At 69.7% G+C, this 22,197-nt stretch carries 22 protein-coding genes and 1 pseudogene; 10 read left to right on the top strand and 13 right to left on the bottom strand.

Translation table 11 applies throughout. The features are described 5' to 3' along the window. Window position 1: 1 nt before the first annotated feature. Genes CJZ82_RS11655 through ruvB form a run of 4 tightly spaced genes read right to left on the bottom strand, consistent with a single transcriptional unit; the run spans window position 2 to window position 3,391 of the window. Entirely contained in the window at window positions 2–280 is a 279-nt protein-coding gene (locus CJZ82_RS11655) for a DUF3188 domain-containing protein (protein ID WP_233130211.1), read from the bottom strand. Then, complete coding sequence (locus CJZ82_RS11660) at window positions 277–1,500, bottom strand: amidohydrolase (RefSeq protein WP_233130212.1); 1,224 nt, start codon at window positions 1,498–1,500, stop codon at window positions 277–279. The genes CJZ82_RS11655 and CJZ82_RS11660 overlap by 4 nt, the downstream gene beginning before the upstream one ends. Continuing rightward, complete coding sequence (locus tag CJZ82_RS11665) at window positions 1,497–2,312, bottom strand: tetratricopeptide repeat protein (RefSeq protein WP_233130213.1); 816 nt, start codon at window positions 2,310–2,312, stop codon at window positions 1,497–1,499. The genes CJZ82_RS11660 and CJZ82_RS11665 overlap by 4 nt, the downstream gene beginning before the upstream one ends. Beyond that, window positions 2,312–3,391 (bottom strand): Holliday junction branch migration DNA helicase RuvB, encoded by a 1,080-nt coding sequence (gene ruvB / locus CJZ82_RS11670; RefSeq protein WP_094555952.1) that lies wholly within the window; start codon window positions 3,389–3,391, stop codon window positions 2,312–2,314. Before ruvB ends, CJZ82_RS11665 begins: the two co-directional genes overlap by 1 nt. A 59-nt stretch (window positions 3,392–3,450) precedes the next feature. Here ruvB and smpB point away from each other — a divergent pair, with 59 nt between their 5' ends. Further along, entirely contained in the window at window positions 3,451–3,948 is a 498-nt protein-coding gene (gene smpB, locus CJZ82_RS11675; protein ID WP_094555953.1) for an SsrA-binding protein SmpB, read from the top strand. 65 nt (window positions 3,949–4,013) lie between these two features. Continuing rightward, a complete protein-coding gene (locus CJZ82_RS11680; protein WP_094555954.1) occupies window positions 4,014–5,012 on the top strand; it encodes an SIS domain-containing protein in 999 nt (332 codons plus the stop codon). 4 nt (window positions 5,013–5,016) lie between these two features. On the opposite strand, the gene kdsB is transcribed toward CJZ82_RS11680, so the two are convergent. Both kdsB and CJZ82_RS11690 read right to left on the bottom strand, forming a co-directional pair. Continuing rightward, entirely contained in the window at window positions 5,017–5,859 is an 843-nt protein-coding gene (gene kdsB / locus CJZ82_RS11685; protein ID WP_198949749.1) for a 3-deoxy-manno-octulosonate cytidylyltransferase, read from the bottom strand. A gap of 28 nt (window positions 5,860–5,887) precedes the next feature. Then, complete coding sequence (locus CJZ82_RS11690; RefSeq protein WP_094555955.1) at window positions 5,888–6,397, bottom strand: HIT family protein; 510 nt, start codon at window positions 6,395–6,397, stop codon at window positions 5,888–5,890. 22 nt (window positions 6,398–6,419) lie between these two features. Between CJZ82_RS11690 and CJZ82_RS11695 the strand changes: the two genes are divergently transcribed. The 7 genes from CJZ82_RS11695 to CJZ82_RS18420 all read left to right on the top strand — a co-directional run bounded on the left by CJZ82_RS11695 (window position 6,420) and on the right by CJZ82_RS18420 (window position 12,831). Then, the gene (locus tag CJZ82_RS11695) at window positions 6,420–7,364 is read left to right on the top strand and encodes a glycosyltransferase family 2 protein (RefSeq protein ID WP_094555956.1); all 945 of its coding nucleotides are present in this window, start codon (window positions 6,420–6,422) and stop codon (window positions 7,362–7,364) included. Beyond that, complete coding sequence (locus CJZ82_RS11700; RefSeq protein ID WP_094555957.1) at window positions 7,361–8,443, top strand: glycosyltransferase family 1 protein; 1,083 nt, start codon at window positions 7,361–7,363, stop codon at window positions 8,441–8,443. The genes CJZ82_RS11695 and CJZ82_RS11700 overlap by 4 nt, the downstream gene beginning before the upstream one ends. 83 nt (window positions 8,444–8,526) lie before the next feature. Further along, on the top strand, window positions 8,527–9,576 hold the full coding sequence (locus tag CJZ82_RS11705) for an NAD(P)-dependent oxidoreductase (RefSeq protein ID WP_233130214.1): 1,050 nt from the start codon (window positions 8,527–8,529) through the stop codon (window positions 9,574–9,576). A gap of 17 nt (window positions 9,577–9,593) precedes the next feature. Beyond that, window positions 9,594–10,784 carry a DegT/DnrJ/EryC1/StrS aminotransferase family protein gene (locus CJZ82_RS11710; protein WP_143593649.1) on the top strand — a complete coding sequence of 397 codons (1,191 nt, stop codon included), beginning with the start codon at window positions 9,594–9,596 and terminating at the stop codon, window positions 10,782–10,784. Then, on the top strand, window positions 10,784–11,560 hold the full coding sequence (locus CJZ82_RS11715; protein WP_094555959.1) for a bifunctional 2-polyprenyl-6-hydroxyphenol methylase/3-demethylubiquinol 3-O-methyltransferase UbiG: 777 nt from the start codon (window positions 10,784–10,786) through the stop codon (window positions 11,558–11,560). The genes CJZ82_RS11710 and CJZ82_RS11715 overlap by 1 nt, the downstream gene beginning before the upstream one ends. Window position 11,561: 1 nt before the next feature. Beyond that, the gene (locus CJZ82_RS11720; RefSeq protein WP_094555960.1) at window positions 11,562–12,581 is read left to right on the top strand and encodes a glycosyltransferase family 2 protein; all 1,020 of its coding nucleotides are present in this window, start codon (window positions 11,562–11,564) and stop codon (window positions 12,579–12,581) included. A gap of 100 nt (window positions 12,582–12,681) precedes the next feature. After that, a complete protein-coding gene (locus CJZ82_RS18420; RefSeq protein ID WP_158218562.1) occupies window positions 12,682–12,831 on the top strand; it encodes a hypothetical protein in 150 nt (49 codons plus the stop codon). Between the two features lie 133 nt (window positions 12,832–12,964). Here CJZ82_RS18420 and CJZ82_RS11725 read toward each other — a convergent pair whose 3' ends face one another. From CJZ82_RS11725 to CJZ82_RS11755, 7 genes are all read right to left on the bottom strand, one after another. After that, a complete protein-coding gene (locus CJZ82_RS11725) occupies window positions 12,965–14,548 on the bottom strand; it encodes a glucosyltransferase domain-containing protein (RefSeq protein ID WP_158218563.1) in 1,584 nt (527 codons plus the stop codon). Window positions 14,549–14,626: 78 nt separating this feature from the next. Beyond that, a complete protein-coding gene (locus CJZ82_RS11730; RefSeq protein ID WP_094555962.1) occupies window positions 14,627–15,487 on the bottom strand; it encodes a hypothetical protein in 861 nt (286 codons plus the stop codon). Further along, window positions 15,484–16,476, bottom strand: coding sequence for a glycosyltransferase family 2 protein (locus tag CJZ82_RS11735; RefSeq protein WP_094555963.1), 993 nt, complete (start codon window positions 16,474–16,476; stop codon window positions 15,484–15,486). Before CJZ82_RS11735 ends, CJZ82_RS11730 begins: the two co-directional genes overlap by 4 nt. Next, complete coding sequence (locus CJZ82_RS11740; protein WP_233130215.1) at window positions 16,473–17,462, bottom strand: glycosyltransferase family 2 protein; 990 nt, start codon at window positions 17,460–17,462, stop codon at window positions 16,473–16,475. Before CJZ82_RS11740 ends, CJZ82_RS11735 begins: the two co-directional genes overlap by 4 nt. Window positions 17,463–17,475: 13 nt before the next feature. Beyond that, window positions 17,476–18,195, bottom strand: coding sequence for a glycosyltransferase (locus CJZ82_RS11745; RefSeq protein ID WP_094555996.1), 720 nt, complete (start codon window positions 18,193–18,195; stop codon window positions 17,476–17,478). A gap of 23 nt (window positions 18,196–18,218) precedes the next feature. After that, window positions 18,219–20,321 (bottom strand): acyltransferase family protein, encoded by a 2,103-nt coding sequence (locus CJZ82_RS11750; protein ID WP_158218564.1) that lies wholly within the window; start codon window positions 20,319–20,321, stop codon window positions 18,219–18,221. Between the two features lie 88 nt (window positions 20,322–20,409). After that, window positions 20,410–20,940, bottom strand: a complete 531-nt coding sequence (locus CJZ82_RS11755) for a hypothetical protein (protein ID WP_143593650.1) — start codon at window positions 20,938–20,940, stop codon at window positions 20,410–20,412. 853 nt (window positions 20,941–21,793) lie between these two features. On the opposite strand from CJZ82_RS11755, the pseudogene CJZ82_RS11760 reads away from it, so the two are divergent. Continuing rightward, window positions 21,794–22,188 (top strand): annotated as a pseudogene (locus tag CJZ82_RS11760) (UvrD-helicase domain-containing protein); the annotation flags it as partial. Between the last annotated feature and the right edge of the window lie 9 nt (window positions 22,189–22,197).

Here is a 22,197-nt window from a genome sequence, read left to right on the forward strand (position 1 = left end):
TTCAGCCTCCCACGCCGTTCACACCACTGCCGCCAGGACCCTGCTCAGTACTAGATGCCTGTCCCGGAGCCGCCAGGCGCAGGGCCTCCAGCAGGATCCGCCGCCTCTGGGCCCGGCGCAGACCACTGCTCACGAGCAGGCCGGTGCCGATCATCAGGGCCGGGACCGCCTCAAGCCGCTGGGTGCCTCGGCGGGAGGCCATGCTCACCAGCGCCAGCAGAATCAGCAGAGGGGCCGAAAGGGCAAGCACCATCCTCAGGGCAGGACGGAAGCGGCTCAAGCCTGGCGCTCCATCCAGAGCAGCAGGCTGAGGGTGAGCACCTCGACCCCCACCGCCAGGGAGCCTTCATCGGGGTTGAAGCCACCGTTGTGAAGAGGGGCACAACCATCGGCTCCAGCCACCCCCAGACGGAACATCGTTCCCGGCGCCACCGAGAGCAGCTGAGCGAAATCTTCAGCCCCCAGAGAAGGTTGATCCAGGCGCAGCACCTGCGGGCGGCCCAACAGGGCCTGGGCGGCCTCCTCCACCAGGTCGGTGAGGGCGGGGTCGTTGTGCACCGGGGGCGAGATGCAGCGGTAGCGCACCCGGGCCTCGCCGCCATACCCCCGGCAGATGGAGTGGACGGTGTCCTCGATCCAGCCCGGCAGCTCGGCATGCACGGTGGTGTCCAGACAGCGGACGGTGCCCAGCAAACGCACGTGGTCGGCGATCACGTTGAACGCCTTGCCCCCCTCGATCCGCCCGAAGCTCACCACCACCGGGTGCAGGGCATCGAGCCGGCGGCTGATCGCCTCCTGCAGGCCGCTCACCACCCGTGCCGCGATCCAGATCGCATCGGTCGACTGGTGGGGCCGGGCCCCATGGCCCCCTTCCCCCAGCACCTCCACCTCCAGCTCGCCCGCGGCGGCGGTGAGGCTGCCGCTGCGCACCCCGATCGTTCCGACCAACAAGCTGGGGAACACATGCAGCCCGAACAGGGCCTGCACGCCCTCCATGGCGCCATCGGCCAGCATCCAGGCCGCCCCCTGAGCCGTTTCCTCCGCCGGTTGAAACAGCAGCCGCACCCGGGCACTCAGCTGACCGGCCAGGGGAGCGAGCAGTCGCGCCACACCGAGCCCCACAGCGGTGTGCAGATCGTGCCCGCAGGCATGCATCAACCCCTGCTGGCTGGAGGCAAAAGCGAGGCCGGTGCGCTCCTCCACCGGCAGGGCATCCATGTCGACCCGCACGGCCAGCAGCGGAGCTCCTTCCGGCCCCAGCTCACCCACCACACCGGTGCGGCCGACCCCTTCGCGCACCTGCCAACCGAGCAGGCGCAACTCACCGGCCACCAGGGCCGCCGTCTGGTGTTCGGCACCGCTCAGCTCGGGGTGGGCATGGACATGGCGGCGCAGGCCGATCAACTCGGGCGTGGCCTGCTCCAGAGCCCTGGCCAGATCCAGCCGCCGCCAAATATCCGCCGCGGTGCCGCTGGAACGGGATGGGGCGGCAGAACTCATCGCTGGACCAACTGGAGAAAATCTTCGAGAGCCTGAACCGGCCCCGGGGGCCAGCGTCGGATCTCCAGCAACCATTCTGGCTGGCGGTAGCGGGGATCCAGACCAGAGGCCGCCGCCCAGTTGCTTTCCGCTTCACCGGCGGCGCCCCGTTGCCAGAGCAGGGCCGTCAGGGCCGCCCGAGCGTCGGCGAAAAGGGGATAGCGGCGCACCAGCTTGCGCAGTTCCCGCTCGGCCTCGGCCGGCTCCCCCAGCTGAAAAGCGGCCAGGGCCGCACTGGAGCGGGCCATGGCAAAGCCCGGCCGGGCCGCCGCCGCCGCCTCGAAGCAGTCCCTGGCCTGATCCCAGTGACCAAGCGAACCTTGCACGTTGCCGAGGTTGTACAGGGCGGAAGCCTCCTCGGGATCCCGCTCCAGAATCCAGTGGTAATCGGCGGCGGCCAGGTCCCACTGGCCCAGGGCCTCTTCTGCGGTGCCGCGGTTGAGGTGGGGATCGGCGTTGACAGGATCAAGCGCCATCGCCTGCTCCTGGTCAGCGATCGCGGCCTCAGCCCGCCCCAGGGCGAGCTGCACGTTGCCCCGGTTGCTCCAGGCGGCGGCATCACTCGGAGCCTGCTCCAGCACCCGGTCCCAGAGGGGCAGGGCATCACCGAAGCGGCCCTCGCGGCTGGCAGCGAGGGCCTGCTCGAACAACTGAGGCAGCGGCGCTGCTGTGGCGGGGCTGGCCCAGAGCGGTCGTGGGGCCGGCAGCAGCGCCAGAGCCAGGGTCAGACCGAGCGCCAGCAGGCACCTTCCCATGGCCCGCAAGCCAGCCATCAGGCGGCCTCCGGCCAGGCCAGATGGCGCCGTGCCGCCTCGGTGGCCACCCGGCCCCTGGGGGTGCGTTGCAGGAATCCGAGCTGCAGCAGAAAGGGCTCCACCACTGTTTCCAGGGTGATCGGGTCTTCACCGAGACCGGCGGCCAGGGTGTCGAGGCCCACCGGGCCGCCGCCGTAGCCACCGAGCAGCAACTCCAGCAGGCGGCGATCGCTGGCATCGAGGCCAAGGGCATCCACCCTGTGCAGGCTGAGGGCCTCGGCCACCAGTCCTGGGCCGATGCGCGCTTGCCCCTGAACGCTGGCCACATCTCGCACCCGCCGCAGCAGCCGGTTGGCGATGCGAGGCGTGCCGCGGCAGCGACGGGCCACCTCCACAGCCGCCTCCGCCTCCAGCACCAGACCGATCAACCCGGCGGCCCGCTCGACGATCGCCTGGAGATCGTCGACGGTGTAAAACTCCAGCCGCTGAATCAGCCCGAAGCGATCGCGCAGGGGTGAGCTGAGGGCTCCGGCCCGCGTGGTGGCGCCCACCAAGGTGAAGGGGGCCAGCGGCACCGCCCGGGTGCGGGCCGTGGTGCCCTTGCCGACGGTGAGGTCGAGGCGGAAGTCCTCCATCGCCGGATAGAGCAGTTCCTCGGCCACGCGGTTGAGCCGGTGGATCTCATCGATGAACAGCAGTTCGTTCGGGCGCAGGTTCACCAGCAGACCGACGATGTCGCGCGGGCGCTCCAGAGCGGGGGCGCTGGTGATGCGGCAGCGCACGCCCAGTTCCTCCGCCAGGACCAGCGCCATGGTGGTCTTGCCGAGGCCGGGGGGGCCGTAGAGCAGCACGTGATCGAGGGCCTCCGCCCGCTGACGGGTGGCCTCCACGGCGATACCCAGCACCTGCTTGAGCTCGCTCTGGCCGATGTAATCACTGAGGCGCCGCGGCCGCAGGCCGTCCTCCCGGTTGGGGAGGGGGGCCTCCTCTTCGGCCTCGAGCGGATCCCGGCTGCGGCTGGCCGTCTGCTGGCGTGGATCCAGCAGCCGCGGTGGCGGCTGGGCGCCGGATCCGGCTGCGGAGGAGACGATCGCCATGGCCCTGACAGTAGGCAGGTCAGGACATGGATAGGGTCAGTTCAGCAGAGGGGAGGTCGATGGCCAAAGGCGCGGGCAAGAAAGCGGCCAAAGCTGCACGGGATGCCGCCAACCGGCTGCTGGCCGACAACCGCTTCGCACGACATCAATACGAGATCCTCGAAACCCTGGAAACGGGCATCGAGCTGGTGGGCACCGAGGTGAAGTCGATCCGGGCGGGCAAGGCCAACCTGCGTGACGGCTTCGGCCTGATCCGCAACGGCGAACTGCAGTTGCACAACGTGCACATCTCCCCCCACAGCCACGCGAGCGCCTACTTCAACCACGAGCCTCTGCGCACCCGCAAGCTGCTGGCCCACCGCAAGGAGATCAATAAGCTGCGGGTGGCACTCGACCAGAAGGGCCTCACCCTGGTGCCGCTGAATCTGCACCTCAAGGGCTCCTGGATCAAGCTCACCCTGGGGCTGGCCAAGGGCCGCAAGCTGCACGACAAGCGCCAGGATGAGAGGCGTAAGGACGCCGACCGCGAGGTGCGTTCGGCCATGGCGCGGATCTGACCCCCACCCCGATCCGCCCAGCTCGCCCGCCATACAGTCGCTTGGCTCCATCGCCTGCAGCTGATATGTCGGCATTGACGCGCTGCCTGCAGGAAGAGGCCGCAGCCATCGCCGCAACGGCCGACCGGCTGGACAGCCAACAGGTGGATGCGGCCCTGGTTCTGCTGGACCGCTGCGCCGACGAGCGCGCCAAGCTGGTGATCACCGGGGTGGGCAAGAGCGGCATCGTGGCGCGCAAGATCGCCGCCACCTTCTCCTCGATCGGGCTGATGGCCCTCTTCCTCAACCCCCTCGACGCCCTGCACGGCGATCTGGGGGTGGTGGCCCCCCAGGACGTGGTGCTGCTGCTCTCCAACAGCGGCGAGACCCAGGAGCTGCTGGAGATCCTGCCCCACCTGCGCCGCCGTGGCACCGGCCGCATCGCCCTGGTGGGTCGGGTGGCCTCGAGCCTGGCCCGGGGCTGCGAGGTGGTCCTCGATGGCTCCGTCGACCGGGAAGTGTGCCCCCTCAACCTGGCGCCCACGGCCAGCACCGCCGTGGCGATGGCGATCGGCGATGCCCTGGCGGCGGTGTGGATGGAGCGGCGCGGCATCTCACCAGCCGATTTCGCCCGCAATCATCCCGCCGGTGCCCTGGGCAAGCAACTCACCCTCACGGTGGGTGATCTGATGGTGCCGACCGCTCAGCTGCATCCCCTTGAGGAGGGCGCCAGCCTCAGCGACGTGATCGCCAGGCTCACCGGCGATGGGGTGGGGGCCTGCTGGGTCAGCCGTGCTGACAACGAATCCCTGCTGGCCGGGCTGATCACCGATGGCGACCTGCGCCGGGCACTGGAGCATCATTCACCGGCCACTTGGGGGGAACTGCGGGCCACCGATCTGATGACCGTCGACCCGATCACCGTGGGGGCGGATCTGCTGGCGGTGCAGGCGCTCGAGCGGATGGAGCGCAACCGGCGCAAACCGATCGGTGTGCTGCCTGTGCTGGCCGACGGGGGACCGATGCTGGGGTTGCTGCGCCTGCACGATCTGGTTCAGGCGGGCCTGGCGCCGGGAGCAGTCTGAGCCCTCAGCCGGCAGCGGCCGCTGCAATCGCCCGGGCCTGCTCCAGCTGCTCGGCGGTGTCCACCGAGAGGAAATCACCGTCGACAGGGAAGGTGCCCACCGGGATGCCTGCTTCGATCAGCCGCAGCTGCTCGAGCTTCTCGGTGTGCTCCAGGGGTGAGTGGGGCAGATGCGCCCAGCGGGCGAGCACGTCGGCCCGGTAGCCGTAGATGCCCACATGCCCCCAGTAGGGAGTGTGCCGGGACCAGTCAGCGGACTCGACGCCACGGACGTGCGGGATCGCGGAGCGGGAGAAGTAGAGGGCACGACCGTCCGCCGCCAGCAGCGTCTTGACCACATTCGGGTTGTGGACCTTCTCCGCACCCATCCGGTACACCGGGGTGAGCACGGCGGGGGCTGGCGTGGTGCCGGCGAAGGCCTTGGCCATCGCATCGATCACCGCCGGATCAATGAAAGGTTGATCCCCCTGGACATTGATGATCACCGTGCGCGCAGGATCAGGCGGGGCAGCCTCCGCTCCGGCGACTGCGGTGGCAGCCAGGGCCGTGAGCTCGTCCACAACCGAAGCGAGGCGGTCGCTGCCGGAGCTGCAGGAGGCCGCTGTCATCAGGACGGGGAAACCCCAGCCCTCGGCCTCCTGCCGCAGCAGGTCGCTGTCGGTGCAGAGCACCACCGCTGCGGCCCGCCGGGACTGCCGGCAGCACTCCAGCACCCGCCGCAGCATCGGCTGCCCGCCGATTTCGGCCATCACCTTGTTCGGCAGCCGGGAAGACTCGAGCCGGGCGGGTACCGCCACCAGGCAACGCCATGGGGCCGCTGCCTCCTGCTGCAGGTCTGCCTCGTTCACCGCAGGGCCCCGGTCGCTGCAGCGGAGCCTATCGCCAGGCCGCAGTGAGCTCCCTGGCTTGGCGCACCAGCTGCTCCACCTGCCGCTCCGGCGCCGCGGCCCGCTCGCCAGCAGACACTGCCCGGTAAAGGTCCGCCACCCTCCAGGCCTCACTGCCAGGGTCGTCCCCGTGGCGGGGAATGAGATGTACATGCAGATGCCGGGCACCTTCACCGAAAGCGATCGCGTACACCCGCCCGCAGCCGGTGAGTGTTTGCACAAGCTCGCTGCAGCGCTGCAGCATCGGACCGAAGGCCACTGCCTCCTCCGGCAGGAAGTCGATCGGACCGCCGAGGTGGCGGCGGGCATCCAGCAGCAACCAGCCCGCCAGGGGGGTCGGCCGGGGGTGATGGCGCAGCAGCCAGGGCCCGAGGCGAAGGATTTCGTCGCGGGCCACCGCCTCCTCATCGCCATGGAGGCGACAGATGCCGCAGGGGGCCTCGCCGCTTGGCGGACCGGAGCCCTCCTGCGAAGCTGCGCTCAGCTGCGGATCGCTCATCACTGCCGTTCCTCCCGGTTCCGTGCCCGTGGTGCTCAGCGTGGCGTACCACAGCCTCGACGCCCTGCAGCAGCTGGGGGACGATCTGGCCCGCCAGAGCCTGCTGCCGTTCCGCTGGCTGGTGGTGGACAACAGCCCGGAGTCGGCGCCGCTGCGGGCCGACGACCTCAGCGGTGGAGGCGGCGGGCCACCGCTGGAGCTGGTGGCGGGGCGTGAAGGGGATGGCTTCGGGGCGGGCTGCAACCGGGGCTTCGAGCACCTGGCACGCCAGGGCTGGGGGGGCTGGATCTGGCTGCTCAATCCCGATACCGCCCTGCCGGCCGGCCATGAATTGGAGCGGCTGAGCGAGACCCTGGCGCAACTGCCGCCCCGGGCACTGCTTGGCACCGCCGTGCGCGCCGCAAGCGGTGAGCTCGAGCCCAGCGGCGGCTGGATCGATCGCGGCCTCGATTTCCGCCGGCGGCGGGTGAGTGAAGCCAGACTGGCCTCTGCTGTCGGCTCAGCCGCAGCCTCTGCTGCCGCCACTGCCATCCCTGGCGGAGGCGCGGTGCAGCTCGACTGGCTGAGCGGCTGCAGCCTGTTGATCCGGCCCAGCGCCCACCTACCCCCGGCTCGCTTCGATCCCGCCTTCCCCCTCTATTACGAAGACATGGACCTCTGCCTGCGGCTTGGGGCGGCGGGCGCCCCGGTGCTGTGGTGGCCGGCGCTGGCGGTGACCCACCAGCGGGGTGCAGGCAGCCAAACCCCCAGCGAGCGACGCCAACGGCTCTCGACCCTGAGTTATCTGCGCTTCCTGCGCCGGCACCGGCCCGGCTGGGTGCTGGCCCTGCGCAACCTCAGGTTGCTGCTCATGACGCTGCTGCGGCTGCCGGGGCGGCCGAAACGCAGCTGGGCGACGCTCGTGGCGATGGCGGAGGCCATGGGTCCCTTCCCCACCGCTTCGCCGGCGGTTCCCCCAAGGCGATGAGTTCGGCGATGCCCCTGGCCCTCTTCAACGGCAGCTACCTCAGCCGCCGCCCCACCGGCATCGGGGTGGTGGCCCGCGATCTGGTCTCCGCCCTGGATCCGGCCCTGGTGCCGCTGCTGGATCCCCTCGGCCTCGGCCGCCCCGGCAGCCTGCCGATCCCCGACAACCTCTCGCCCGACCACGGCCGCCGCGGCCACTGGGCCCGGCTGGTGTGGACCCAGAACGAACTGCCGAAGCTGCTGCGGCGCCACGGCGTTCCACTGCTGCTCTCACCACTGCCGGAAGCCCCCCTGGGGCGGGGGGTGCGCTCGGTGGTGCTCGCCCACGACCTGCTGCCGCTGCGCTACCCCCAGCTCACGCCCCTGCTGGTCTACCACCTGGCCTACGTGCCGCTGGTGTTGCACCGGGCCGTGCGGGTGCTGTGCAACTCCGAGGCCACCGCCCGCGAGGTGCACGAGCGGCTGAGGGTCCCCGTACGGCGTCTGGAGCCGATCCGGCTCGGCTTCGATCCGGGCCTGCTGCGGCCCCTGGGCCTGGAGCGGGAGCCCTTCTTCCTGGTGCTGGGGCGCCATGACCCCCACAAGAACCTGGAGCGGGCGCTGCGGGCCTTCGCGGCCGTGCCCGATCCGCAGGGGGACCTGCGCCTCAAGCTGGTGGGCCCGCACGACCGCCGCTACACCCCCCGCCTGCAGCGCCTCGCCACCGAGCTGGGCATCGACGGCCGCTGCGACTGGCTCCCCTGGGTGAGCGACGCCGAACGCCTGCAACTGCTCAACCGTTGCCGCGGCCTGCTGACGGTGAGCCTGTGGGAGGGCTTCGGCCTGCCGGCGCTGGAGGCCATGGCCTGTGGCGCCCCGGTGATCGCGGCCCGTGCCGGCGCCCTGCCCGAAGTGGTGGGGGACGCGGGGCTGCTGGTGGATCCCCGCGATCCCGCCGCCATCGCCGCGGCTCTCACCGACCTGGGCCGTGATGCGCTTCTGGCCCGGCAGCTGGCCGGGGCGGGGCCGGCACGGGCGGCCGGCTTCCGCTGGAGCGAGACCGCCGACCAGGTGACCCGCAGCCTCCGTGAACTGGCCTGAAGAGTCCCAGGCGACAGGGCTTTGCGTCCGCGGATACAGGAGGTGAAGCTGGGCTAGCAACCTCTCACCCTTACGATCCTGCGATGATGGTTGGCCCCGATTCCTCGGATCCTTCCGCTCCAGATCAGGCGCTGACACCTTCGGGTGAAATCTGGCACTGCTGGAATGGACGATCCGTCCTTATCACCGGTGGCCTGGGGTTCATCGGCTCCACCCTCGCCATCCGCCTCTACGGACTCGGCGCCCGGGTCACGGTGATCGACAGCCTCATCCCTGATTACGGCGGCAATCAATACAACCTGGAAGGCCTGCAGGAGAAGATCCGGATCAATCTCTCCGACATCCGCGATCGCTTCTCTCTCGAGGCCCTGCTCCACGGGCAGGAGGTGATCTTCAATCTGGCCGGCCAGACCAGCCACCTCGATTCGATGCGTGATCCCCAAACGGATCTGGCGATCAATGCCACGGCGCAACTGAGCCTGCTCGAGCTCTGCCGAAGCGTCAATCCAGGGGCGCGGATCGTCTTCGCCAGTACCCGCCAGCTCTATGGCCGGCCCCACTATCTGCCGGTGGATGAGCGACATCCGGTGGATCCGGTGGACGTGAATGGCATCAACAAACTCTCCGGCGAGATGTACCATCGCCTCTACCATCAGGTCTATGGGCTGAGCACCTGTGTGCTGCGACTCACCAACACGATCGGCCCCCGCATGCGCATACGTGATGCCCGCCAGACGTTTCTCGGTGTATGGATTCGGCAGTTGATCCGGCAGGAACCGATTGAGGTATGGGGTGGAGACCAGCTGCGCGACTTCAATGATGTTGAGGATGTGGTGGATGCGATGCTGCTGGCCGGTGGTCGAGCTGATCTGCCGCCTGGTCCTTATAATCTAGGATCAGCAGAAACCATCAGCCTGCGCCAGCTTGCCGAACTGCTCATCGAGCTCCATGGCAGCGGCGAACTGATCGTCACCCCCTTCCCTGAAGAACGCCGCAAGATCGACATCGGCGACTACTACTCCTGCTATTCACGCTTCCAGCAGGCCTGTGGCTGGCAGCCGAGCCGCAGTCTCCGGCACACGCTCAAGCGCACCCTGGCCTATTACCAGCAGCATGGGGAGCATTATCTGTGAGCCACGACTCCCCTGCCGTGATCGCCAGCCCCAGCTCTGACCCGCCGGCTGATCCGTTCAATTTTCCCCAGCAGGAGCTCTGGCGCGACGGAGCGCTGCTGGGCGAGGCGCTGGATCGGATGCGCGCATCCGGTCAGGTGATCCTGGGCGAAGGGGTGCGCCGTTTCGAGCAGGCCCTCGGCGCCTGGCTGGGCGGGGACGATCCCGCCCCCGAGGTGGTCGGTGTGGCCAACGGCACCGACGCCCTCGAACTGGCGCTGCGCGGTAGCGGGGTGCAGGCCGGCGACCGGGTGCTGCTGCCCTCGCACACCGCCTACGCCACCCTCGCCGCGGTCCTGCGGATCGACGCCGTGCCGGTGTTCGTCGACCTGGAGCCCGGTCGTGCGGTGCTGGCGCCCGACCACGTGGACGCCCTCCTGAGCCGCAGTGCCGGCAGCCCCGGCGAACGGCCCCGTGCCCTGATCGCCGTGCATCTCTATGGGGAGGCCTGTGATCTCGATGCCCTCGGGGCGCTCTGCGATCACCACGACGTGCCCCTTATCGAGGATTGTGCTCAGGCCACCGGCACCCTGGTCGGCGGCCGACCGGTCGGCACACGCGGGCGGTTCGCTGCCTTCAGCTTCTACCCAACCAAGAACCTGGCGGCCTTCGGCGACGGCGGGGCCCTGGTGGTGAATCACCCGGAGGATGCGGAGTGGGCCCGGCGCAGCCGCTTCTATGGCTGGGATGAGCGGCGGGAGGCGGTGCAGTTCGGCATCAACAGCCGTCTGGATGAACTGCAGGCCTGGGTGCTGCTCGGCAAGCTGCCCCATCTCGAGCAGCGCATCCAGCAGCGGCGCCAGGTGGCCGCCTGGTACGCCGAGCTGCTGGGCGATCGCGTCACCCTGCCCCGTGATGGCTCCGACTGGCGGCACGGCTTCCATCTGCATGTGGTGGAGGTGGAACCGTCGCTGCGGGACCCTCTGCTGGCGGCCGGCCGGAAGGCGGGACTGCCCCTGGCGGTCCACTACCCGCTCCCCTGCCATCGCCATCCCCACGTGATCCAGCGCTTCGGCGCCGCCGGCGGCCTGCCCCGCACCGAGGAGCTGGTGGCCCGGATCCTGAGCCTGCCTCTGCATCCCTATCTGCCCAGGGACCAGGTGGAGAGGGTCTGCGAAGGGCTGCTGCCCCTTCTGGAAGGAGCATTCCAAGCCGGGGGAACGGGCTGATGCAGCCCCGGGAATACGAGGTGATGGCGGCCCTGGAGCAGGGGCACTGGTGGTACCGGGCCCTGCGGCGTCGTCTGCTGAAGCGACTGGAGCGGGAAGCCCACCGGCGGGGGCGCCCCCTTCAGGTGTTCGACGCCGGTTGCGGCACCGGAGGGCTTCTGCAGGAACTCGGCCGCTGCCCGGAGATCGCCCGGGCCGAGGGCTGTGATCTCCATCCCCAGGCGCTGGACCATGCCCGCGCACGGGGCCTGGCCGTGAGGCGGTGTTCGGTGAATGAACTGGACGAGGTGCCGGCTGGCTGGGACGTGGTCCTGTCGGTGGATGTGCTCTACCACCGCCAGGTCATTCCCGAGCGCGCCATGGCGGGCATGGCCGGCCTGCTGGCACCGGGTGGACTGCTGCTGCTCAACGTGGCCGCCATGCCGGGCCTGGCCCGCCGCCATGATCAGCGCGTGATGGGGGCCCGCCGCTTCCTGCCGGACGGCCTCAGGCTGCTGGCCGCGTCCGCCGGCCTGCGGACGGAGGAGCTCACCTACTGGAACTCCTGGCTGACGCCACCCCTGTGGCTCTGGCTCCGCCTGCAGCGTTTGACAGCTTCCGGTGTGGAGGGCGACGGCGACGCCCCCTCCGAACTGACGCTTCCCCCCGTCTGGCTGAACGGCAGTCTGGAGAAGCTGCTGGAACTGGAACGTCGACTTGCGAGGCTGCTGCCCCTTCCCTGGGGCAGCTCTCTGCTGCTCGCGGCCCGCAAACCCATGGCCCAGGAGGTCTGCTGAGATGCCCGTCGATCATCACGAACTCGCCGGCTGGGGCGAGGCTCCGGAACTCAGCCTCGTGATCCCCCTTTATCGCAGCAGCGGATCGATCGAGGCGCTGATCCAGCGGCTGGAGGGGCTATCCCTGCCCTGTGCCTGGGAGCTGGTGATGGTGGATGACGGCAGCCCCGACGACACCGTCGAGCGGGCCCGCCGCCGCCTCCGCGGCAGTCCCCTGCGGGTGCTGCTGATCCGTCATGCCCGCAACTACGGCGAACATCAGGCGGTGCTCACGGGCTACCGCCACAGCCGGGGCCGCTGGGTCATCAACCTCGATGACGACCTGCAGAATCCACCCGAGGAAGCCCTGCGGCTGTGGCGGATGGCCGAGGAGCAGGAGCTGGATGTGGTCTACGGCAACCATCGGGAGAAACGTCATGCCCCCTGGAGGAACCTGGGCAGCCGCTTCGCCAACCGCACGGCCAACTGGCTGCTGGATCTGCCGGAACGCCTCTACCTCTCCAGCTTCCGCTGTGTGGCCGGGCCGATCGCCCGCCAGGTGGCTCAGTACAGCGCTCCGTACCCCTACATCGACGGTCTGCTCTCCCAGTACACCCAGCGGATCGGCACGCTGACGGTGAACCACGACCCCCGCCTCGACGGCGAAAGCAACTACAACATGCGGCGTCTGGTGCGGCTCTGGCTCACGATCTTCACCAGCTTCTCGATCATGCCGCTGCGGCTGGCCTCCCTGCTGGGCCTGGCCCTGGCCTTCACCGGTCTGCTTGCGATCGCGATCCTGCTGGTGCAGGCCCTCGTGCAGGGCCTGGCCGTGGCGGGCTGGCTCTCGATCATCTCGGCCATCCTGATCTTCGGCGGCCTCCAGTGCCTGCTGATCGGCGTGCTCGGCGAGTATCTCGGCCGGATCTTCCTCACGGTCAGCGGCAAGCCCCAGTCGTTCGCCCGCAGCATCGAGGCCGTGGGCACCTGGCCGGTTGAGACACCGGCGAGCAGGGCCAGCGACCCGGCCCGACGAGCGTGACCAGGAATCGCCGACCCCTGCCGCTGCTGCGCCGCGGGCTCGATTCCACGCTCGTGCGCTTCGTGCTGGTGGGTGGATTCGGCGAGCTGCTTACCTGGGCTTGTTCGCCCTTGCGCTCCGCGCCGGGGTGGGCTCCCTGGGGGCCATCGTGCTGGCGGGTGGCACCTGCCTGGTGGTCAATGTGCTCCTGCATGCGCGCATCAGCTTCCTTGTGCGCTTCCCCGGGCCCTGCGTATCGACTACCTGCTGATCCAGGGCTTCTGTCTGCTGCTGGCCCTGGGTCTGGGGTGGCTGCTGGAGCAGCAATCCACACCGCCTGCGGGGGTCGAGATCGCGACCCTGCTGGTGTGGGCAGGCACGTCGTTCCTGCTCACCCGCTGGCGCTATCGCAGGCCCGCGGGGTTGGACTCCAAGCAGACCAGCCACTGGCCCCGGTAGGTCACGATCGATCCGCGCTCCGGCCAGGCCCGGCAGCGGGGCAGGGAACCCCGAACTTCCGCCTCGTTGCCCTCGCTGCGGTAGGCGAGGTGCTCCACCTCGATGCCGAGCAGCTGGCGGAAGATCGCCTGGATGCTCCAGCTCTGGCGGAACGCCGATTCGCCCACGCTGCTCCAATGAGGGAACGGCTGATTGTGCTCCGTGGTTCCGAACAGCCGGAAGGTCTGGGGAGGAGGATCGGAGGCGGTGCTCTTCAAGGAAAGAGCGCGGATATCGGCGGCGATCGCCTGGGCCATGGCCATGTCGCGCCGTTCCAGAAGCTGGGTCAGTTCCCACACCCGGGAGGCGAAGGCGCTCTGGGGAATCACGTAGCCCACGATCAGCAGGCTCACCAGGGCGCGGCTGCCGAGGCGCGCCCAGCGGCCACGAGCCCCGGGAGACCCCGCCAGCCAGGCCAGCGCGATCACGCTGAAGGCGACGATGCCCACATTGCCCAGGCAGAACGAACGGCGGGGGAACCCGGCCTCCAGCACAACGAATAGCAGGAACGGTGACTGGGTGAGCAAGCCGGCCGCCAGCCACAGCAGCGCCAGGCGATGGCGGCGTTCCCTGCCCGGGGCGGCTCGCCGCCACAGGGCGATGCTGAGCGTGACCAGCAGCAGCAGAAACACACAGGAGAGGAGGATCTGGGCCGGCCGCCAGAGCAGGGAAACATCGGTGGCGTAGACCTCCTGGTAGACGCCCGCATCCAGCACCTTCTCCACCAGTCGGGAGAGGGTGGCGAAGCCAGTGCGCTCATTCGCGCTCTGGCCCCTCATCGCTAGCTGGGCGATGCCGTAGTAGATGAGGGACCCGCTGATCACGCCGGCCAGCAGCCGCAGCCAACTGCCGGGGGCCGGCTGCCTGGATCCCAGCGCCCGGGCCAGGGCGTCGAGCCCGATCAGCACCAGCCCCAGCGCTCCCGTGGGTTGGTAGATGCCCATGGCCACGACCACCATCGCGACGCCGAGCACCGCATCGCGCCAGCGCCGCCCGAGCAAGGGTGGGCAGGGGTTGTAGGCGATCAGCACACCGCCCCAGAGCGACAGGGCCCCGGGCAGCAGATAGAGGCCGATGGCGAAGCTGAAGTTGAACAGATCCAGCAGGTAGGCGTGCAGGGAGATCAGCAGGGCGGCCAGCGCGATCCAGGGAGCCGTCAGGTACGGCAGGAACAGAGGAAGGGCGGCGGCGATGGCGAACAGGGAACCCGCCGCCAGCAGCCAGCCGAAGAACGGCGAGAAGGCGTGCTGGAACAGCAGGGCATGCACCAGATCCCAGGCGGGGCGACTCTGTTGGGCCTGCTGAATCGCGGAGCCGATCAGGGCCCAGTCGTCGACATTGAGGGTGGGGGAGGTGACCTCCTGCCAGTGCACGGCCAGGAAGAGAGCCAGGAACACCAGCCCCCAGATCTCCGTGCCGGGCGAGCTGAGGGCGGCGGGCAAGGTGGTGACCGCGCCGTCCGTCGGCCACGGCGAATCTTGCTCACTCATGCTGAACGCTGCTCCCAGACGACTCCGACTCCGGGCCATGGCCGGTCCCGGACCCGTGCTGCGGTTGACAGCATGGTGTCATTCACGCCACATCACCCCGGCATCCAGGCCGGCCTCGGCACAAACTGACGCGCGCAGGCGTTCATCGACGTCACCGGGCAGCGCCACCCTCACCACCGTTCCGGTTCTGCACCAGCGCAGGGCCGCCAGCAGCATCAGGCTCTCTCCCACCACCACAGTCCCCCGCCAGAACGGCAGCACCTGTTCGGGGGGGACCTGCAGGCATCGATCCCCCTCCGCCAGCGGCAGGGTCCAGGAGCGCTTTGCGTCCACCGGATGCGGGATCAGCCACCAGGGCCGCGGCAGGGCAGCCGCATCCTCCTGCAGCCGCTCCACCCCTGGGGAATCGATGATCAGGGTCCCCCGTGGCGGCGGCAGCGGGACCTCCCGGGCACCGTCGGGAGGGGCTTCCTGGCGATCGAACAGGGGTCCCAGGTCGCGGCAGCGGAAGCGCGCGCACCAGCGGGCCCGCCAGGCCGGGGCATCGGAGAAGAGCCAGTAGTCGATCCCCTCAGGGAACGCCCGGGGATCGACCGCCCGGGGCGCGGCCCTGTACTGGTCCAGGCCGTCGTCGAGCAGCACGATCCGGTGGGCCCGGGCCGCGATCCGCCGCAGGGCCCGGCCGGCGTTGTGCAGATGGGCCAGGCGCAGTTCCCGCACCAGGCCCGCCAGGGCCGGCGGCATCAGCAGCGCCATGGTGAGAGGAGTCACCGGCAGGCGCAAGGGCCAGAGCCGGCGATCCTCCGGCCCCAGCCGCATGCGCCGCGGCTCCCAGAGCAGGATCTCAAGCGGCGCAGGGCCGGTGAGGGCCGGGTTCCGCCGCAGGCGCCGCGCCGCCTCCAGGTGCAGGGCGTTGCTCGCCAGCGTCAGGCGGATCACCGTGGCCCCAGGGCACGCTTCATCCTCTCCAGACGCCCGCGCCCCAGGCCGAGCACCAGCACCGGAAGCTCCAGGAGCCGCCGGCCGGAGTGCCACCAGAGCCGATGCCACCAGCGCACCGCCCAGCGCCCCTGCCGGGAGGGCGGCGCCAGCTTGGGGGGCAGCTCCGCCAGGAAGACGTCCGGGATCGCCAGGAAGCAGCTCCAGAAAGCCATGCGGCGCGCATGGTCGATCTCGTCGGCGGTTTCGGCGGTGGGGCGCGGCACGGAGGCGCTGACCACCCGCCACAAACCCGACGCCGTCTGCTCGTAGACGCTGGCGGGGGTGCGCGGGCCCCAGGGGTGGTGGGCCGCCAGCAGCCGGTTGCCGAGTCGCGAGGAGCGCATCGTCGCCAGCCCCAGGCTGCGGCGCAGCGCCTCCCCCTCGCCGGCCCTCGGCTGGCCCATCCGCTCCTCGTTGGAGTGCTCGATCACCCCGATCGCCTCCGTGGGGATCGTGCTGAGGCGCAGCCCCTGCTGCACCTCCAGCCGGGCCCGCAGATCCTTGTCATCGAAGCCCCAGCCCCGCAGGTACTCGTTGAAACCGCCCACGGAGGCGAACGTGCTCCGCTCCATCAGGAACTGGCCGTAGCGTCCTTCGCCGCCGCTGCCCACCCACACCGGCCCGGCGGCCAGCAGGGCTGATGGCTCCAGTTCCCGGGTGGGCCAGCAGTCGGCGTCGAGCTTCAGCAACCAGGTGCCGCTAGCCTGGCCCAGGGCGAAGTTGTAGGCGCGACAGAGATTCCAGCGGCTCTCCCCCTCCACCCGCAGCAGCCGCAGGCGAGGGTCGTCCGGCAGATCCTCGCGGCGCAGGGGCTCACGGCTGCTCCAGTCCACGATCAGGTGCTCGTGGTGGTGGGGCCAGGCCGCCACCCGTGGCGCCGTGGTCAGCAGGTGCTCGCGCCGGTTCATGCAGACCGTGACGACGCTGAGGCGTGGCTGTTCGCTCATGGCGTCCTGCTCCCCCCCGCCGTGAGCAGGGCCTGGGCCGCAGCCAGAGCCTGAACCGGCAGCAGCACCAGCCGGCGGCCGGTGTGCCACCAGAGCCGGTGCCACCAGCGCACCGGCCAGCGCCCGCCCCGCTCCGGCGGGAACAGGCTCCAGGGCATCGCCTCCAGGCCCACCTCGGGAATCACCAGGAACGCCCCCCAGAAGGTCATGCGCCGCACGTGCTCCAGTTCCGCCGCCACCTCGGCCGGCGGCCCCGGCAGGGACTCCGGCTCCAGCCGCCACCGGTCCGGCGCCACCTCCCGATAGCGCGAGCCGGGGCTGTCCGCGCCCCACGGGCAGTGGGCCGCCACCACCCGGTTGGCCATCCGGGTGGCCCGCATCGCCGCCTGGCCCCGGGCCGCCTCCAGGCCGCTGCGCCGGGCGGCCCTCCCCTGCCCGGCCCGCTCCTCGTCGCCGTGGGCGATCACCGCCAGCCAGTCGGCCGGGATCACGGCCGGGTCATGGCCCGTGCGCAGCCGCAGCCGGGCCTGCAGGTCCTTGTCGTCGAAGCCGTAGCCCACCATCAGCTCGTCGAAGCCCCCCACCGCCTGCACCAGCGCCGCATCGAGCAGCAGCTGCCCCTTGCGGCCCTCGGGGCCGCTGCCGAAGGCACAGAGCAGGCCGCTGCCGGGCAGCCGCAGGGCCGGATCGTCCGGGTCGAATCGCTCCGTGGGCCAGGCATCGGCGTCCAGTTTCAGCAGCCGCGTGCCGCGGGCCCGGGCCAGCGCGAAGTTGTAGGCGCGGCAGAGGTTCCAGCGCTCCTCCCCCTCCACCCGCAGCAGCCGCAGCCGTGGGTCGTCGGGCAGATCCTCCCGGCGCAGGGGCTCGCCGCTGCTCCAGTCGACGATCAGGTGCTCCTGGTGGCGGGGCCAGGCCGCCAGCCGGGGGGCGGTGGCGAGCAGGTGCTCGCGCCGGTTCATGCAGACGGTGACGACACTCAGTCCCAAGGGGTTCCTGGCCTCAGTCCCACAGGCCCATGGCATCCTCGCGGGCGCGGTACCACTCCGCCGCCAGCACGCCGCCCATGGTGAACTGCTCGCGGAACCAGGGCCCGCCCAGGGTCCAGTGCAGCAGGGTCGGTCCCCCCTCCCCGGCTCCGGCGTCCGGGGCCGGCTGCACGTCCACCAGATGGTTCCAGCGGTCGGGCAGGGCGCCGATCTCGTGGTCGCCAGCCAGCCAGTGGAAGCGATGCAGTTCCAGGCCGGTGGCGGTGTTCACGTAGTCGGGGGTGAGGGCGGTGCAGCGCTCGCAGTTCAGCAGCATCAGCGAGCTCCAGTTCTTCTTCGGATAGGCGCTTTGCACCTCGCCCAGGAACTTGCGGGTCTCGCTGGGGGTGTGCTCGTGCTGGACGCACTGCACGGCGTAGGCCGCGTCACGCGCCTGCCACAGCTCGGCGATGTCGCCGCGGCAGAGCATGTCGCAGTCCATGAAGATCGCCCAGCCCTGGTAGGCCATCAGATGGGGCACCAGGAAGCGGGTGAACGAGAAGGCCGTGCTCTGCTTCGGATCCCGCTCCCTGCGGTACAGGCCCTGGTTCTCCAGCTGGGGCGTCACCAGGGGTGTGATCGCCAGCGGCATGCTGCTGTGCTGGTACAGGCTGTCGATCAGCACGTTGGTGGCGGCCCGCTCCCGGGGGTCGTAGCCGATGAAGATCGGGATGGAACCGGTTCCCTGAGCCAACGCCTGCACGCCGCGAAGCCCGGTCAATGTAGGTCCAGGGTTTTCGCGTTCCCCTCGGGCATGGCGGTGCTCAGCAGCCCCCGGTCGGCCAGAAAGCGGCGGAAGTCCTCGGCCATCCGGGCCACGCCGAGCTCGTTGAGATGGTCGCGGTCGCGGTAGAGGAGGTTGCCCTGTCGGTCGTGGCTGCTGCAGGTGCCATCGGCACACAGTGATACCGCCGGATCGAACACGTGCACGTGGGGATGGGCGGCGGCCACGGCCTCGAACACCTTGTTGAGGGCTTCGTTCTCCTGCCGGTACCCGGCTAGGGACTGACGCTGGGGCTGCTGACACTGGGGGGGCAGCCAGGGCCGGAACCACTGGCGGATGCAGAGGTTCGGATCCACCTTCAGATCGAGGAAGCGCGGCACCTCCCCGAGGATCACCAGATTGGCCCCGCGGGCTCCCAGGTTGGCGGCCAGATCCTCGAGCGCCTTGCGGTAATAGGCCAGCTTGTTCGCCGCGCCGAGCACATGACGGCCCGCCGCATCGATCTGCATGTTGCGGGTGTCGTCGCCGTCGCCGAAGTGGGAGCGGAAGTAGTTCTGGATCACCACGATGTCGCCCGGGCGAACGGCGCTCGTCACCGCGTCCAGCATCTGGCGGGAGAACGCCCAGCAGCCGCTCGATTCATGCCCCGAGGCGGAAGGGGGGAAAGGGCAGCCGCTGCGCGAGTAGTGGGTGATCTGCAGGGGCAGTCGGTCGTGGAGGTGCTGTTCCAGCGGCATCAGGGCCAGGGCATGGCTGTCGCCGAGCAGGAAGAGGTGTCGCCGATCGCCGGGGCGCCGCTCGGTGGTGCAGTGGCGGACATAGGGGGCGAACGACCCCGGGGTGACCTCCGGACCGGTGTGGCAGAGGGTGCCGTTGACCGTGGTGCCGGGGATGCCGATCCGATGTTCCCAGTGCCTGCGGTAGGCCGCGCCATCGCTGCCGGTGAAAAGATGCCCCCGCAGGGGCTTGCCGAGCACCACCAGCAGCAGGGCGGCGGCCGCTGCTGCCGCCAGGCCGTAGAGGATGGAAAGCGATGGCCGGGACGACCAGCGGGCCCTGCGCAGGGGCTGCTCGATCAGGTGGTGGGAGGCCGCCGCCAGCCCCAGGATCAGCGCCAGCTGGAAGGGCACGGTCCACGGATGGATGCCCACGGTCCAGGCGCTGATCGAGAGCACGCTCCAGTGCCAGAGGTAGAGGGCGTAGGAGATCAGGCCCAGGTAGCGCATCGCCGGTGACGTCAGCAGCCCGTAGGTCCCCTGGCCTGCCGCCAGCACCAGCAGCAGCAGGGCCGTGACCAGAACCACGGCCGGCGTGGTCCAGGGCTCCCCGGAGCGGGGCAGCACCATCAGCACCAGCAGGGCGCCGGCCAGGAACCCCGGCAGCGGCCAGCCGCTGCCCTTCTCGGCGGATCCGCCCCGGTTGCGCCACACCAGGAAGGCCAGGGCGCCGGCGGCCAGTTCCCAGAAACGGGCCGGGAAAAAGTAGTAGCCGCCAAGCGGATCCCGGCTGTTCAGCACGGCGAACGCGATCAGGGAGGCCACGCTCAGCAGGATCAGGGGCAGGGCCAGCCGTCGCCCCGCACCCACCTGCTGCCGCGAGAAGCCGCTGAGGAACACCAGCAGCGGAAACAGCAGATAGAACTGTTCCTCCACACCGAGCGACCAGGTGTGGGTAAAGGGATTCAGGGCGGTGCTGGTGGCGAAGTAATCCGACTGATGCGCCTGCAGGCTGATGTTGGCCGCACCGAACAGGGCGGCGATCCCCGTGCTCCAGGTGGCCTCGAACTCATCGGTGCCCGGCGTGATCACCAGGAAACCGATCAGCGTGGTGAGCACGACACAGGCGATCAGCAGAGGCATCAGCCGCTTGACGCGGCGGGCGTAGAAGCTGAGCAGGAAAGGGCGCAGCGACGACTCCCCATGGCCGGCGAGCGACGCGGTGATCACGAAGCCGGAGATCACGAAGAACACGTCGACTCCCAGGAAGCCACTGGGAAGCAGACGGTCGTTGAAGTGATAGGCGATCACCGCCAGCACCGCGATCGCCCTCAGGCCATCGATCTCCGGCCGGTAGGGGAAGGGAGGGGTATGCCGCACGGGTGGAGAGGGGCAGACCCTGAACGCTACGAACGGGGTGACACGGCCTCCGGAGAGCCCGGACCACAGGGCGGAGCGGCCGGCCGCATCATTTGCCCAGGTAGGCCACCAGGTAGTACCTGAGCTGGATGGCCCAGATCATGATCCCCAAGAAGCCCAGCAGCCAGGGGGTGATCAGGTTGCCGGGTCGCCGCGGCAGCAGGGTGGTGAGTCCGCCCACCCAGCCCAGCACCACCGTGGGCAGGAAATGGATGCCGTAGATCCACGCGTGCTGGCTGAGCGATTGGTGCAGCAGCGGCACGAACAGCCAGAGCTGGGCCGCGGCCAGGATCAGCAGCAGCTGCCGGCGGCGCCCATGGCTGCGCAGGAGGGTGATGGCGAACAGAACCACGCCCAGCATCCAGATCGCCGCATGTTCGAGCAGATGTCTGGCGGGCAGCCCCGACGACTCGATCGTGGCACCGGACATCTGGAAGATCAGAAACTGCAGGGAATCCAGCACGCCCTGGTGCTCGCTGGTGCTGGCGGTGAGCCCCATCCGATCGAACAGGCTGCTCCCCTGAAGGCCCTGCGGAAACATCAGATTGGCGATCAGGCGCTGGATCCAGTAGAGGGCCATCGCCACCACCGCGGTGAGGGAGATCGCCCGCAGACCCTTGAGAAGGTCGACTTCCAGCCGCAGCCGCCCAGGCCGCGGCCACCGGCCAGGCCCCGGGGGGGTGTCGCCGGCTCCACCAGTCCCCCAGGAGTGCCACGCCCAGCAGCATCAGCAGAAGGCCCAGGTAATCGGGCTCGTCGATGATGGTGAAGCGCAGGGCGGCCTCGTTGGTGATCGTGATCGCATAGGCCACCACGAACACCAACTGGCGCGTGCCACGGCCCCGATCCGCGAAGCACAGGGTGGCGATCCTGCCGAGCACCAGCCCCAGGGCGATCAGGAACAGGAACGCCAGGCTGATCTTGACGGCGGGAAACCCCGCTTCCCCACCGACGAGTCGGTAGCCCACCCAGTAGGGAAGCAGATAGAGCGGGGGATAGGACTGATAGAGCGTTGGGGGGAACTGATGGGGTGGGTAGTAAGTCCCTCCCAGGGGGAAGAAGCCCGCCATCCGGAAGAAGCCATGGTTCTCCCAGGCCTGCACCGCCCGGAGGGTTTCACTGCCCAAGGCATAGACGTGGTCGCCGACATGCTGCGAGAGCAGGCGTGTGAAGGTGAGCCACGTGATCGCCGCCAGCAGGCCGATCAGGGGCAGGTTCTCCCTCAGGGATGGGGAGACCTTCCAGCCTGGGTTCCAGCTCCGGCCACCCTGCCGCCAGAAGGAGAAGCGCCCCAGTTGGTGAATCATTCCGAGTCCCAATCGCGGCGACGGTACAGGCTTCCCCTAGAGGTGAGGGAGTCCTGGAATACTTCGCAGCGATCGGGCCCCAAGGGTCCCCCATGGCTCTGTCCTTCCCCTGCCCCCCTCCTTCGGGTGTCGGGTGGCACGGCGCCGGGGCCTGCTTCCGGCCTCAACGACGCCCAGCGCCGGGCGGTGGATCATCGCGACGGGCACCTGCTGGTGGTGGCCGGTGCCGGCAGCGGCAAGACCCGCGCCCTCACCCACCGCATCGCCCATCTGATCGGCCAACACGGCGTTGATCCCCACCAGCTGCTGGCCGTCACCTTCACCAACAAGGCGGCGCGGGAGATGAAGGAACGGCTGGAGCTGCTGCTGGCCCAGCCCTTCAGCCCCAGCAGCAGCGGCAGCTACGCAACCGCATCTACCGGGAGGTCACCAAAGAGCTCTGGATCGGGACCTTCCATGCCCTGTTCGCAAGGCTGCTGCGCTTCGACATCGACAAGTACAAGGACCCGGAAGGGCTGAGCGATGCCGAC

It is taken from the genome of Synechococcus sp. 1G10 (assembly GCF_002252625.1).
Classification (GTDB): Bacteria; Cyanobacteriota; Cyanobacteriia; order PCC-6307; family Cyanobiaceae; genus Regnicoccus_A.

Bases quoted from the DNA above. Each gene is read 5' to 3' on its own strand.
- CJZ82_RS11715 (WP_094555959.1), top strand. From the start codon at position 10,784: ATGCAGCCCCGGGAATACGAGGTGATGGCGGCCCTGGAGCAGGGGCAC.
- ruvB (WP_094555952.1), bottom strand. From the start codon at position 3,391: ATGGCGATCGTCTCCTCCGCAGCCGGATCCGGCGCCCAGCCGCCACCG.
- CJZ82_RS11725 (WP_158218563.1), bottom strand. From the start codon at position 14,548: ATGAGTGAGCAAGATTCGCCGTGGCCGACGGACGGCGCGGTCACCACC.
- CJZ82_RS11755 (WP_143593650.1), bottom strand. From the start codon at position 20,940: ATGGCCCTCTACTGGATCCAGCGCCTGATCGCCAATCTGATGTTTCCG.
- CJZ82_RS11705 (WP_233130214.1), top strand. From the start codon at position 8,527: ATGATGGTTGGCCCCGATTCCTCGGATCCTTCCGCTCCAGATCAGGCG.
- CJZ82_RS11700 (WP_094555957.1), top strand. From the start codon at position 7,361: ATGAGTTCGGCGATGCCCCTGGCCCTCTTCAACGGCAGCTACCTCAGC.
- CJZ82_RS11720 (WP_094555960.1), top strand. From the start codon at position 11,562: ATGCCCGTCGATCATCACGAACTCGCCGGCTGGGGCGAGGCTCCGGAA.
- CJZ82_RS11690 (WP_094555955.1), bottom strand. From the start codon at position 6,397: ATGAGCGATCCGCAGCTGAGCGCAGCTTCGCAGGAGGGCTCCGGTCCG.
- CJZ82_RS11735 (WP_094555963.1), bottom strand. From the start codon at position 16,476: ATGAGCGAACAGCCACGCCTCAGCGTCGTCACGGTCTGCATGAACCGG.
- CJZ82_RS11665 (WP_233130213.1), bottom strand. From the start codon at position 2,312: ATGGCTGGCTTGCGGGCCATGGGAAGGTGCCTGCTGGCGCTCGGTCTG.
- smpB (WP_094555953.1), top strand. From the start codon at position 3,451: ATGGCCAAAGGCGCGGGCAAGAAAGCGGCCAAAGCTGCACGGGATGCC.
- CJZ82_RS11660 (WP_233130212.1), bottom strand. From the start codon at position 1,500: ATGAGTTCTGCCGCCCCATCCCGTTCCAGCGGCACCGCGGCGGATATT.
- CJZ82_RS11680 (WP_094555954.1), top strand. From the start codon at position 4,014: ATGTCGGCATTGACGCGCTGCCTGCAGGAAGAGGCCGCAGCCATCGCC.